The following is a 12,211-nucleotide window of genomic DNA, read 5'->3' as shown; positions in this document are numbered from 1 at the left end:
CAGAAGGAGTCTTTTATGACCAGCATTATCGCCGTTACCGCCTGCCCGTCCGGAGTCGCACACACTTACATGGCAGCGGAGTCGCTGGAGAGTGCCGCCAGAGCCAAAGGCTGGCAGGTCAAGGTGGAGACCCAGGGCTCCATCGGCATTGAGAATGAGCTGTCGGCAGACGATGTCGCCAGCGCCGATATCGTGATTCTGACCAAAGATATCGGCATCAAGTGTGAAGAGCGTTTTGCCGGCAAAACCATCGTTCGCGTCAATATCAGCGATGCCGTGAAGCGGGCTGACGCCATTATGAACAAAATCGACAGTCATCTTTCGCAGAAAGCCTGAATACCATCGCGCGCGGCGATGCGGCGCGCGACTCAACGCCTTGCTCCACGAGCGTCATGGTGACCGGCAGTCCGTGCGCAAACCGCGTCGCGAATTGCCTCAACCCGCACGTGGAGAAAGGCGTTCATATGGAGTTTGTCATGACCAATCGTACCCAACGCTTAATCGCGAGCCTGTTCGCTCACCCTCGGGAAATATCGCTCGAACGCGCCCTGCTCTATACCGAAAGCCACCAACGCACCGAGGGTGAGCCGACGATGATTCGTCGGGCGAAGGCCACCGCCTGGATCCTTGACCATGTACAGATTTCGATTCGCGATGACGAACTGATCGCCGGCAACCGGACAATCAAACCGCGCGCCGGCATCGTCTCGCCCGAGATGGACCCCTACTGGTTGCTTAACGAGCTGGATCGGTTCCCCACTCGGCCACAGGATCGCTTCGCCATCAGCGACGAAGACAAGCGCATCTACCGCGAAGCCCTGTTCCCGTACTGGGAAAAACGCTCGATGAAAGATGTCATTAACGCTCAGATGACCGATGAGGTAAAAGCGGCGGTGCGCACGCAGATTTTCAGCGTCAACCAGACCGACAAAGGCCAGGGGCACATCATTATTGACTATCCGCTTCTGCTGAATAAAGGACTGGCGGCGCTGGCGGCGGAAATGGAAAACCTGGCCCGGCAGCATCCGGAGAACGATTTTTATCGGGCGGTGGTGATTTTACTGGCGGCCTCACAGCGCCACATTTTGCGTTACGCCACCCTCGCCGCTGAGATGGCCCGCCGCTGCGACGATCCGCAGCGACGCGAGGAGCTGGAGACGATTGCCGCCCATTCGCGCCATAACGCCGGGCATCGCCCGGAAAATTTCTGGCAGGCCTGTCAGCTGTTCTGGTACATGAACATCATTTTGCAGTACGAGTCCAACGCCAGTTCTATTTCGCTTGGCCGTTTTGACCAGTATATGCTGCCGTTTTATCAGGCGTCGTTAACCCGCGGCGAGGATCCCGCGTTTCTGAAAACGCTGCTGGAATCGCTGTGGGTCAAGTGCAACGATATCGTCCTGCTGCGCTCATCCAGCAGCGCCCGCTACTTTGCCGGCTTCCCTACGGGCTACACCGCCTTGCTCGGCGGCCTGAGCGAGACCGGGCGCAGCGCGGTAAACGTGCTCTCCTTTCTTGCGCTGGATACCTACCAGAACGTCCGTCTGCCGCAGCCCAATCTCGGGGTGCGCGTCAACGAACTGACTGACCGCCCGTTCCTGCACAAAACGGCGGAAACGATCCGCCTCGGCACCGGGATCCCGCAAATTTTCAACGACGAAGTGGTGATTCCGGCCTTTCTCAATCGCGGCGTCTCGCTGGAGGATGCGCGGGATTATGCCGTCGTCGGCTGCGTCGAGCTCTCTATCCCCGGGCGCACCTACGGGCTGCACGATATTGCGATGTTCAACCTGCTGAAGGTGATGGAGATCGTGATGCTGGAGAATGAAGGTAATCCCGATATCAGCTGGGACGGGCTGATTCAGCAGATCCGCGAGAAAACCCGCTACTACATCAAGCTGATGGTCGAAGGCAGCAACATTTGCGACCTCGGCCACCGGAATCAGGCACCTGTTCCCCTGCTCTCCTCGTTTATTCAGGACTGCGCGCTGCATGGCAAGGACATCACCGAAGGCGGCGCACGCTACAACTTTTCCGGCGTTCAGGGAATAGGTATCGCCAATCTCAGCGACTCCCTGCATGCGCTCAAGGGGATGGTCTTCGACCAGCAGCGCATGAGCTATGACGAGCTGATTCAGGTCCTTAAGGCGAATTTCCAGACGCCGGAAGGCGAGCAAATCCGCGCCCGCCTGGTTCATCGCTTTGAAAAATATGGCAACGATATTGACGAGGTGGACAATATCAGCGCCGACCTGCTGCGCTTTTACTGTAAAGAGGTGGAGCAGTATCGCAACCCGCGCGGCGGCCATTTCACCCCCGGTTCGTACACTGTCTCGGCGCACGTTCCGCTCGGCTCGGTGGTTGGCGCGACCCCGGACGGTCGCCTGGCCGGTGAGCAGCTAGCCGATGGCGGGCTGTCGCCGATGGTCGGCCAGGATTCACAGGGGCCAACGGCGGTCCTGAAATCGGTCAGCAAGCTGGATAACTACCTGCTCTCCAACGGCACACTGCTCAACGTTAAGTTCACCCCGGCGACCCTGAGCGGAGCGAGCGGGCTCAATAAGCTGGCCGATTTCTTACAGGCTTTCACCCGCCTGAAGCTTCAGCATATCCAGTTTAACGTGGTCAACGCGCAGACGCTGCGGGAAGCGCAGCAGCGCCCTCAGGATTTCGCCGGTCTGGTGGTACGCGTCGCGGGCTACAGCGCCTTCTTTGTGGAGTTATCGAAGGAGATCCAGGATGACATTATCCACCGCACCACGCATCAACTGTGACGTTATCGAGACGCGCGCCGACCGGGCGCGCATTTTCAATCTCCAGCGCTACTCGTTGAACGATGGCCGGGGGATCAGAACCATCGTCTTTTTTAAAGGCTGCCCGCACACCTGCCCGTGGTGCGCCAACCCGGAATCCCTCTCGCCCAAAATTGAAACCGTGCGTCGGGAAAGCCGCTGCCTCCACTGCGCGCGCTGCCAGCAGGACGTCGAAGAGTGCCCTTCCGGCGCATGGGAGCAGATTGGCCGCGATGTTACTCAGGAAGCGTTGCTCAAAGAGGTCCTGAAAGATGAGGTTTTTTTTCGCGCCTCGGGCGGCGGCGTGACGCTATCGGGCGGAGAGGTGCTCATGCAGGCGGGGTTTGCCACCCGCTTCTTATGCACCTTGCGCCAGTGGGGGATCCACACGGCGATAGAAACGGCGGGCGACGCCGCCTTCAGCCGCATTTATCCTCTTGCCCAGGCGTGCGACGAAGTGCTGTTTGATCTGAAAATCATCGATCCCGGGCAGGCGAGAAAACTGCTTGCCATGGATCTCCCTCGGGTGCTGGAAAATTTCCGCCGGCTGGTGGAAAATGGCGTTCACGTCATCCCCAGGGTGCCGCTCATTCCTGGCTTTACCCTGTGTGAAAAGAACTTCAGCCAGATTCTCTCCTTCCTGGCACCGTTTGCGCTGCCTGACATTCATCTGCTGCCGTTTCATCAATATGGCGAGCCGAAATACTCGCTGCTCGGCAAGCGATGGGCGATGGCAACGGTCGAGGCGCCATCGGCAGCAGAAATTAACCGATTCACTATCATGGCTGAACAAGCTGGTTTTCGCGTAACTGTCGGCGGCTAATGCCCGGAGGATGCTATGGATCTCAAGATCGTTGCGGTTACGGCCTGCGTGAGCGGTGTGGCCCATACCTATATGGCGGCGGAACGTTTACAAAAAGTCGGCCACCATGAAAAGTGGCAGATCAAAATCGAAACCCAGGGGGCGCTGGGGATTGAGAATAAAATCACCCCTGACGATATTGCCCGGGCCGATGTCGTGCTGCTGGTCACGGATATTGAAATCGACGACGCAAAGCGCTTTTGCGGCCACCGCACGATTAAAACCAGCATCAAAACGTTTTTACTCCAGCCGCAGCATATCGCTGAAGCGGTAAAAAGCATCATGAAAAAACCGATCGTCTATTTAGATATCCCCTGAGAATAAAGTGGGCTATTCCACTCCCAGGGGCGAGAACCGCTAGCCTCAGCCGCTTTGTCGCCCGAACAGCGTCGCAGCGCCATCGGGGTGACAATTGATGTCGGGCCGACAATCTGTGCCGGACCGTAACCCGGCAATGGGGTTATCCCTTCGCCCGGGAACCTTTCCCCGGTGGCGCTGCGCTTACCGGGGCTACTTGATATGGGTGACTTGATACCGGACCGACAATTGATGCCGGATGTAGCCCGGGCAAGGGGTTACCCCGCCGCCCGGGAACTTCCCCGGTGGCGCTGCGCTTACCGGGGCTACTTGATACCGGGTGACTTGATACCAGACCGACAATTGATGCCGGATGTAGCCCGGGCAAGGGGTTACCCCGCCGCCCGGGAACCTTTCCCCGGTGGCGCTGCGCTTACCGGGGCTACTCGATATGGGTGACTTGATACCAGGCCGACAATTGATGCCGGATGTAGCCCGGGCAAGGGGTTATCCCGCCGCCCGGGAACCTTTCCCCGGTGGCGCTGCGCTTACCGGGGCTACTTGATACCGGGCAACTTGATACCGGGACGACAAGTTTCTGGCGCCAGGGAAGTTACTCCACATCCAGCAGCCATTTTTGCGCCGGCGTCAGGCGGCTGGCTGTTTCCGGCTTTAACCAGCGCCGCTGGTCCTGCTGCGCATTGTCCTGACGGTCGATGTATAAACCGTGCAGCACCCGTCTTCTGCTGCCGGTGGTATTACAGGTTCCGCCGTGCCAGGTATGTGCGTTATAAATCATCACGCTTCCTGCCGGGGCGGCAAATACCACCTCCTCCGGGTGCGGCAGTTCCGGGTCGCTCAGGACCTCTTCGGGCAGCTCCGGACGTAGATGCGTGCCGGGAATAATTCGCGGAGCGCCATTCTCAGCGCTTAAATCATCGATCGCCCAAATGGTATTCACCAGATGCACTTTGGGAAAATCGGGACGCGGTTTTTTCCAGTCGGCGTGTAGCGGCTGGTGGCCGCCGTTAACCAGCGCCTCGCGCGCATTCAGACTGGACACTTTAAAGTCGCCCTGAAAAATATAGCGGCAGGCCGACAGCACCAGCGGATGAGACCACACCTTCTCCCAAATCACCCCTTTATTCACCAGATTGGCAATCCGCGTTGCAGTCGCCTCCTGATGGTGTTCCATGGCCAGGTTGTCCCCTTCGCTCTCGACAAGCACGTCGATGAGCTCGCGCATCGCCGCCAGCCACGCCGGGTCGGCCAGATGATGCACCACGGTGTAGCCAAGCGTATCCAGCTCCAGTTTCATTTTATCGGATAAGGCGATGTTGGCGCCAAGGGCATCCAGATAGACAGCAGATTGATGTTCCATATTTTTTTCCTTAACCTTTCGATAACACGAAATAAACTCTAATCGTCGGCCTGGGGAAATACATGAGGCGATTCCTACGAAAAACTGGACATCCGTACGCGGGGAGACAAAGTGTGATGTTCATCAAACTCTGAGCTGCAGACGGCCGCAGGTCGGCTCTGCGCGTTCAATCAGGCTATCTAAAAGAGATCTGCGGGTATGAAATAGATTATATTCAACGGGATAATAGTTCGCTCTCGGGGTGAAGGATGATTGAAGATCTGCCGGATATTTTAAATCGTCTGATCAATCAGAAAGACAGGCTGCGGGTCAGGTTCCCGGAACCGGATATTTCGCTCCCGGAACTGGCCTATCAGGTCGCATTTCCACGTCTGGAAATTGTGCTGGAGGGGGAGCTGCGGGAGAACGGCTTACCCTTGTCCGATATGCGGCTGGTAACATCGCAAGTGCTTTATGTACCGGCGGGAAAATGGACCTGTCCGCAGTGGACCGGTCCGGCATCGACCTTAAGTATTTTATTCGGCAGGCAAAAACTGGGGTTTTGCATCCAGCGCTGGGACGGCAAACAGCTGCGAACGGAGAAGCAAAGCGTCGCCCGCCTGGGGCCGCGCGTAGGCTCTTATCTGCTGCTGGCGCTGAACGAAATATGTCTGCAGCCAGACCCGGTCACCGCACGGCTTGTGGTGTCGGCGCTGCTGAGTCACTGCCTTGAACAGCTGGTCGGACTGGAGATGCGGGTCAGCCGCAGCCGCGATCTGTTTATGGCGGTACAGGATTATCTGGAGGAGAATCTCAGCCAGCCATTAACCCGCGAATCGGTGGCGAAACGTTTTCATATCACGCCAAACTACCTGTCGCACATTTTTCAGAAATCAGGTTCCGTCGGCTTTAACGAATACCTGACCCGCGTGCGGCTGGAGCAGGCCAAAAAACTGCTGCGGGGCTACGATTTAAAAGTCAAAGAGATTGCCCACAACTGCGGTTTTGTCGACAGCAACTATTTTTGCCGGGTGTTTAAACGCTACACCGAACGCTCACCTTCCGAATATCGCCGCCACTGCCGCAGCGCGCAGCAGGGATAGCGGCCTCAGGATGCGGCCCACTCCACGCGTCCGCGGCCGTTATGTTTAGCCTGGTAGAGCGCCTCATCCACCTTCTTAATAAACACATCCTGCGGTTCATCTTTTTCACGCATGCCGACGCCAATGCTTACCGACAGCGGATAATCGTGATTAATCAGAATCGAGCGGACATTCTCCAGAATCGACTGCGCCAGCTCGCGCACCTCTTCGGCCGACATCCCGTCAACAATAATGGCGAACTCTTCGCCACCAATCCGGGACGGCAGAATTTTATCGCTGGTTAATTTTGCCAGCTGTTTACCCAAGGCGAAAAGCACCTCATCGCCCACCAGATGGCCGTAGGTATCATTGATCTTCTTGAAAAAATCGATGTCCAGAATCATCAGCGCCAGCTGGTGGCCCTGTTTTTCCCGGATGGTATCAATGAAAAAGCGCCGGTTAGGCAGTTGGGTCAGCTCGTCTTTTAACGATTGAGAACGCGCGTCGACATACAGCACGTTAATACGCTCGATAATTTTGTAGATGCCGATGGTCGTCATCAGCATGCCGGAGAGGCGGAGCAGATCTTCGCAGTAATAGCCCATCCATCTCGGCTGGACAAATATTTCGTCCATGAAATCAAAGGTGCCGCCGGCTATCCAGAGCAGCAGTCCGTTGCGCACCCAGTTCACCGCGACATGGCTCATTCTGACCTTTGCCGAAATCCATAGCATAAACACCAGGAACAATAGGGCTAACAGATCAATATACAGCCCGGCGTTGGTGAAGATGAGGTCCCATGAAGCTAAGGGTTTTGAAATCACAACGCACAATGTGGAAACGGCGATAATCACCAGCAATGCGGGGAAAAGGTTCATCCAGGAACGGGAGGACTGCGCATTTATATTAATATTCTTTTCTGAATTCAGCATCGGCACGTCTCTCGTCTGCAGCAAATCTTTTCACAAGGTAACATAACGACCAGGGAATTTTCAGCGAGTAAAAATGATAATTATCTGAGGGTTAAGGGTATCATCGATGCTTGACAAGAAGAACAGACTGACCCCGCGGAATTATTCCAACTGACTACCAATCCATGGCGACGGGGTCAGTGCCGCGGATGGTATAGAGTTCATCATCCGCACATTTATCATTTCGTGCTATTTTCGGGTAAAAATCCCCCTTCGCTGCCGCCGCTCGCCGGCCTTCAGCGCGGCGCCTGCGTGGAGGATACCGCTCATACGCCAGTCGGGACGACTTAAGCCTTTTCGGCCAGCGCCTGCGTCGCTCGGCGAAATGCCGCAATAGCCAATGCCACATCGTCGGCGGTAACGGACTCGGCGGGATGGTGGCTGATGCCGCCTTTGCAGCGCACAAACAACATGCCTACCGGCCAACGTTCGGCGATGGCGATCGCATCATGCCCGGCGCCGCTCGGCAGGGACAGCGAGCGCCCCTGAACCTCGTTGACGGCTTGCGTCAACACCGTCTGTAACCGCCGATCGCAGGCGGTTGCGGCGATGTGATAGAACGTTTCGGCGGCAAAGTGCAGATGGCGACGGGCGGCTATCGTCTGCGCAGCGTCCAGCAGCGTGGTGAGCAGCGCATCAAGCGGGCCATCCTGCGGGCCGCGAATATCCAGAGTCAGCGCCACCTCGCCGGGAATGACGTTAACCGCGCCCGGGGCGCAGCGCAGCGTCCCCACCGTAGCCACCAGGTCTCCCCCGTGCTGCCGGGTGGTCGCCTCAATGAGCACCATCCATTCGGCGCCGGCGGCCAGCGCATCCCGACGCTGGCTCATCGGCACCGTTCCGGCATGGCCCGCTTCGCCGGTAAAGCGGCAGTTCAGGCGGCGGGCACCGTTGATCGCCTCCACCACCCCGAGCGCCAGCTCCGCTTGTTCAAGACGCGGCCCCTGCTCGATGTGCAGCTCCAGATAGCCGGCGATATCCGCCGTCGGGCGCGCCGCCAGGCTGACTCGCGCAGGGTCAAGCCCGGCCTGCACCATCGCCTGCGCTACGCTTATCCCTTGCGCATCGGTCTGCGTCAGCCAGCTCTCCGGCCAGCTTCCCGTCAGGCCGCGGCTGCCCAGCAACGTAATCCCGAAACGGGTCCCCTCCTCATCGCAGAAACCGACAATCTCTATCGCTTTCGCCAGACGACGCCCCTGCTGATGCAGGTTTTCCACCACATCAATCGCCGTGAGCACCCCCAGCATGCCGTCATAGCGCCCGGCATTGCGTACCGTATCCAGATGAGACCCCAGCAGAATGGCCGGTGCTCCCTCCTGTTCGCCTTCATAACGCCCGCAAATGTTGCCGACGCTATCCTGCCAGACGGTCATGCCCGCCTGCGTCATCCAGCGCGCCACCTGCTGATTGGCCTGCAAATGCTGCGGCGAGAGATACACCCGGGTCAGTCCTTCGGCCGTTTCGCTGATCGCAGCCAGCGCATCGGCGCGGGCCATCACCCGCTCCGCGGCCGCCATCATCTCCGCCTGCTGGCGTGCTGATTGATTCATCGCGCACTCTCGCTGTCATAGTGATCCCACGCCGCCTGCATCGCCGCCCCCTGGGTGGTAGAGAATTTCAGGTAATTCAGTACCGACTCCAGAGCGCTGAGCGTGGTCAGCACGCAATCTTTCCGCGCGTTATAGCCCATAGTGCCGATGCGCCACACTTTGCCGTGCAGTGGGCCAAAGGAGGTGCCTATCTCAATACCAAAATCTTCCAGCATCAGCTTGCGGACCTGGTCACCGTTGACGCCCTGCGGAATCACGACGCCGAGCACGTTGTTCATCTTATGTTTCAGGTCGCCGAAGGTCTCCAGCCCCATCGCCTGAATGCCTTTGAGCAGCGCATCGCCATGCAGCTTGTGCCGGGCAATCCCCTGATCCAGCCCCTCCTGCAGAATCAGGCGCGCGCATTCGCGGGCGCCGAACAGCGCCGATGTGGCTTCGGTGTGGTGATTCAGGCGTTCCGGCCCCCAGTAGTCCATCACCATACCGAGGTCGAAGTAGTTGGAGTAAACTATCTCATCCACGCCATCAAGATGGGCGTCGGTACGGATCCCCTCCTCCACGCATTTGCGGCGGCGAATCACCGCCTCCATGCGCGCGCTGAGGGTAATCGGCGAGGTGCCAGACGGGCCGCCGAGGCATTTCTGCATCCCCGCCGATACCGCATCCAGCCCCCAGGCATCGGTCTCCAGGGGGTTACCGCCCAGCGAGGCGGTCGCGTCGGTGTAAAACAGCACCTCGTGACGACGGCAGATATCACCCAGCTCCGCCAGCGGCTGGAGCATAGTGGTCGAGGTATCGCCCTGCACCGTCAGCAGCAGGCGCGGGCGCACGCGTTTGATGGCGTCTTCCACCTGGTCGGGGGTGAAGACTTCGCCCCACGGGACCTCAATGGTGTGAACCTCGGCGCGACAGCGGCGGGCGATTTCGCACAGCAGATGGCCGAAACGGCCGAATACCGGCACCAGCACCTTATCGCCGGGACGAATAGCCGACACCAGAATCGCTTCGATTCCCGCGCGCGAGGTGCCGTCCACCAGCATCGTCCAGCGGTTTTCGGTACGGAACACCCCGCGGTACAGCGCCATGACCTCATTCATATAGTGGGTCATCGCCGGATCGTACTGACCAATCAGCTGGCTCGACATGGCGCGCAGCACGCGCGGGTCGGCGTTAATCGGCCCCGGCCCCATCAGCAGGCGCGGCGGCGGGTTGAGTTGCGAAAATTGAGCGATATCCATTTTAGAATCCTTTGATTAATTCAGGCCGCGAACGGAGGAGATAAACTGCTTCAGTTCATTGGTCTGCGGGTTGGCAAACAGCGTTTTACTGTCGCCCTGTTCCCAGACCCGTCCCTGATGCATAAACACCACCCGATCGCCCACTTCACGGGCAAAATTCATTTCATGGGTGACGAGAATCAGCGTCATGCCCTCGGCGGCCAGTTGCTCAAGCACCTTGAGCACTTCGCCCACCAGTTCAGGATCCAGCGCCGAGGTAATCTCGTCACACAGTAACACCTTTGGCGACATCGCCAGCGCGCGGGCAATCGCCACCCGCTGCTGCTGGCCGCCGGAGAGGCTGGAAGGATAATAGTCCAGCCGATCGCCAAGACCGACCTTCTCCAGCATCCGCTGCGCCAGCTCACGACATTCGGCGGCGCTTTTTTTCAGCACCCGTCGCGGCGCCAGCATCACGTTCTCCAGCGCGGTCATGTGCGGAAACAGGTTAAAATTCTGGAACACCATCCCGACGGAACGGCTGATCTCGCGGGCCTGCGAATCGCGGTCGGTGATGGTCATGCCCCCCAGTTTGATGCTGCCGTCCTGATAGCCTTCCAGCCCGTTGATGCAGCGCAGCAGCGTGCTTTTCCCCGAGCCGCTACGGCCAATAATCGAAATCACCTCGCCCATCTCGATGTCCAGATCGACACCTTTCAGCACGTGGTTGTCGCCGTAGTACTTCTGCATCTGATTAATGGTGATGAGAGGCATTGAATTTATTCTCCAGATAGCGGCTGTAGCGGGACAGCGGGTAACACAGAATGAAGTAGCCCAGCGCCACCAGCGCAAAGACTTTAAATGGCTGATAGGTGACGTTGGTCAGCATCGTGCCGGCTTTGGTCAGCTCGACGAAGCCGATAATCGACGCCAGCGCGGTGCCTTTCACCACCTGCACCGCGAACCCCACGGTGGGCGCAATGGCGATACGCAGCGCCTGCGGCGCAATGACGCGAAACAGCGTCTGGGCAAAATTCAGCCCCAGGCAACGCGATGCTTCCCACTGCCCTTTCGGCAACGCACGGATGCTGCCGAACCAGATATCGAGTAAAAAGGCGCTGGTGTAGAAGGTCAGCGCCATCGACGCGGCGGTCCACGGCGAAACATCGATGCCGAACAGCGCCACGCCGAAGAAAGCCAGAAACAGCTGCATCAGCAGCGGCGTCCCCTGAAACAGTTCGATATAACCGCGGATCAGGCGCTTGACCTGGCGTCCGCCGGTCAGGCGCAGCAGCAGCAGCGGCAACGTCACCAGCGCGCCGCCGAGAAACGCCACCAGCGACAGCAGTACCGTCCAGCGTCCGGCCAGCAGCAGATTGCGAATAATGTCCCAGTCAGTAAAGGTGGCCATCATGCCTGCACCCCCAACCATTTCCGCCCTGCCGCCATCAGCAGCTGACGCATTGTTATCGACAGCGCTAAGTAGATCCCCGTCGTCACCAGATAGACCTCAAAGCTCAGAAACGTCCGCGACTGGATCAGGTTGGCGGCAAAGGTCAGCTCTTCATAAGAGACCTGAGAAACCACCGACGATCCCAGCATCACGATAATGCACTGACTGACCAGCGCCGGGTAAATCCGCTGTAGCGCAGGCGGCAACACCACCCGGATAAAAGTCTGCGTGCGGCTCAGCCCCAGCACGCGTCCGGCCTCCCACTGGCCTTTTGGCGTCACCTGGATCCCGGCGCGGACTATCTCGGTACTGTAGGCGCCCAGGTTGACCACCATCGCCAGCAGCGCGGCTTCGCCCGCCGTCATCTTGAGCCCGAGGTTAGGCAGCCCAAAGACGATAAAAAACAGCTGGACCACGAACGGCGTGTTGCGGATAAGCTCCACATAACCGCCCCAAATCCGACTGAACCACGATGGCCGCCCGCTGCGAATGGCGGCGCCGAAAATACCGATAGCCAGACCGCCGACCGTTGCCATAACCGTTAGCTGAATGGTCACCCACAGCCCGGCCAGCAGCTCCGGCCAGTGCGGCCAGAGCGCAGAAAAATGAAGTTGTTCCGTCATTCAC

At 58.5% G+C, this 12,211-nt stretch carries 12 protein-coding genes; 5 read left to right on the top strand and 7 right to left on the bottom strand.

The features are described from left to right. Positions 1–15: 15 nt before the first annotated feature. The 4 genes from FNY10_RS04385 to FNY10_RS04370 all read left to right on the top strand — a co-directional run bounded on the left by FNY10_RS04385 (position 16) and on the right by FNY10_RS04370 (position 3,972). Entirely contained in the window at positions 16–336 is a 321-nt protein-coding gene (locus FNY10_RS04385) for a PTS fructose-like transporter subunit IIB (RefSeq protein ID WP_100685738.1), read from the top strand. Between the two features lie 140 nt (positions 337–476). Next, positions 477–2,774, top strand: coding sequence for a formate C-acetyltransferase (locus tag FNY10_RS04380; RefSeq protein ID WP_160703872.1), 2,298 nt, complete (start codon positions 477–479; stop codon positions 2,772–2,774). Then, complete coding sequence (locus tag FNY10_RS04375; protein WP_160703874.1) at positions 2,740–3,615, top strand: [formate-C-acetyltransferase]-activating enzyme; 876 nt, start codon at positions 2,740–2,742, stop codon at positions 3,613–3,615. The genes FNY10_RS04380 and FNY10_RS04375 overlap by 35 nt, the downstream gene beginning before the upstream one ends. Positions 3,616–3,630: 15 nt before the next feature. After that, a complete protein-coding gene (locus FNY10_RS04370; RefSeq protein WP_131048416.1) occupies positions 3,631–3,972 on the top strand; it encodes a PTS fructose-like transporter subunit IIB in 342 nt (113 codons plus the stop codon). A gap of 592 nt (positions 3,973–4,564) precedes the next feature. Here FNY10_RS04370 and FNY10_RS04365 read toward each other — a convergent pair. Beyond that, positions 4,565–5,332, bottom strand: a complete 768-nt coding sequence (locus tag FNY10_RS04365) for a phytanoyl-CoA dioxygenase family protein (protein ID WP_131048415.1) — start codon at positions 5,330–5,332, stop codon at positions 4,565–4,567. 248 nt (positions 5,333–5,580) lie between these two features. Between FNY10_RS04365 and FNY10_RS04360 the strand changes: the two genes are divergently transcribed. Then, a complete protein-coding gene (locus FNY10_RS04360) occupies positions 5,581–6,414 on the top strand; it encodes a helix-turn-helix transcriptional regulator (protein WP_131048414.1) in 834 nt (277 codons plus the stop codon). Positions 6,415–6,419: 5 nt separating this feature from the next. Here the strand turns inward: FNY10_RS04360 and FNY10_RS04355 are convergent, their stop codons facing one another. From FNY10_RS04355 to FNY10_RS04330, 6 genes are all read right to left on the bottom strand, one after another. Next, the gene (locus tag FNY10_RS04355) at positions 6,420–7,325 is read right to left on the bottom strand and encodes a GGDEF domain-containing protein (protein ID WP_160703876.1); all 906 of its coding nucleotides are present in this window, start codon (positions 7,323–7,325) and stop codon (positions 6,420–6,422) included. Between the two features lie 326 nt (positions 7,326–7,651). Further along, positions 7,652–8,914: an allantoate amidohydrolase gene (hpxK, locus tag FNY10_RS04350; RefSeq protein ID WP_160703878.1), complete on the bottom strand. Its 1,263-nt coding sequence runs from the start codon at positions 8,912–8,914 to the stop codon at positions 7,652–7,654. Next, a complete protein-coding gene (locus FNY10_RS04345; protein ID WP_160703880.1) occupies positions 8,911–10,152 on the bottom strand; it encodes a pyridoxal-phosphate-dependent aminotransferase family protein in 1,242 nt (413 codons plus the stop codon). Before FNY10_RS04345 ends, hpxK begins: the two co-directional genes overlap by 4 nt. Positions 10,153–10,167: 15 nt before the next feature. Further along, the gene (locus FNY10_RS04340; RefSeq protein WP_004860340.1) at positions 10,168–10,905 is read right to left on the bottom strand and encodes an amino acid ABC transporter ATP-binding protein; all 738 of its coding nucleotides are present in this window, start codon (positions 10,903–10,905) and stop codon (positions 10,168–10,170) included. Next, on the bottom strand, positions 10,886–11,542 hold the full coding sequence (locus FNY10_RS04335) for an amino acid ABC transporter permease (RefSeq protein WP_160704063.1): 657 nt from the start codon (positions 11,540–11,542) through the stop codon (positions 10,886–10,888). The genes FNY10_RS04340 and FNY10_RS04335 overlap by 20 nt, the downstream gene beginning before the upstream one ends. Beyond that, positions 11,542–12,207, bottom strand: coding sequence for an amino acid ABC transporter permease (locus tag FNY10_RS04330; protein WP_100684972.1), 666 nt, complete (start codon positions 12,205–12,207; stop codon positions 11,542–11,544). Before FNY10_RS04330 ends, FNY10_RS04335 begins: the two co-directional genes overlap by 1 nt. Positions 12,208–12,211: the final 4 nt, after the last annotated feature.

Source organism: Klebsiella sp. Lac1 (genome assembly GCF_009825425.1).
GTDB lineage: Bacteria > Pseudomonadota > Gammaproteobacteria > Enterobacterales > Enterobacteriaceae > Klebsiella > Klebsiella electrica.
This window is presented reverse-complemented; position numbering and strand designations above follow the sequence as displayed.

Excerpts from the sequence above, each read along its gene's own strand:
- FNY10_RS04385 (WP_100685738.1), top strand. The coding sequence starts at position 16 with ATGACCAGCATTATCGCCGTTACCGCCTGCCCGTCCGGAGTCGCACAC.
- FNY10_RS04380 (WP_160703872.1), top strand. The coding sequence starts at position 477 with ATGACCAATCGTACCCAACGCTTAATCGCGAGCCTGTTCGCTCACCCT.
- FNY10_RS04375 (WP_160703874.1), top strand. The coding sequence starts at position 2,740 with ATGACATTATCCACCGCACCACGCATCAACTGTGACGTTATCGAGACG.
- FNY10_RS04370 (WP_131048416.1), top strand. The coding sequence starts at position 3,631 with ATGGATCTCAAGATCGTTGCGGTTACGGCCTGCGTGAGCGGTGTGGCC.
- FNY10_RS04365 (WP_131048415.1), bottom strand. The coding sequence starts at position 5,332 with ATGGAACATCAATCTGCTGTCTATCTGGATGCCCTTGGCGCCAACATC.
- FNY10_RS04360 (WP_131048414.1), top strand. The coding sequence starts at position 5,581 with ATGATTGAAGATCTGCCGGATATTTTAAATCGTCTGATCAATCAGAAA.
- FNY10_RS04355 (WP_160703876.1), bottom strand. The coding sequence starts at position 7,325 with ATGCTGAATTCAGAAAAGAATATTAATATAAATGCGCAGTCCTCCCGT.
- hpxK (WP_160703878.1), bottom strand. The coding sequence starts at position 8,914 with ATGAATCAATCAGCACGCCAGCAGGCGGAGATGATGGCGGCCGCGGAG.
- FNY10_RS04345 (WP_160703880.1), bottom strand. The coding sequence starts at position 10,152 with ATGGATATCGCTCAATTTTCGCAACTCAACCCGCCGCCGCGCCTGCTG.
- FNY10_RS04340 (WP_004860340.1), bottom strand. The coding sequence starts at position 10,905 with ATGCCTCTCATCACCATTAATCAGATGCAGAAGTACTACGGCGACAAC.
- FNY10_RS04335 (WP_160704063.1), bottom strand. The coding sequence starts at position 11,542 with ATGGCCACCTTTACTGACTGGGACATTATTCGCAATCTGCTGCTGGCC.
- FNY10_RS04330 (WP_100684972.1), bottom strand. The coding sequence starts at position 12,207 with ATGACGGAACAACTTCATTTTTCTGCGCTCTGGCCGCACTGGCCGGAG.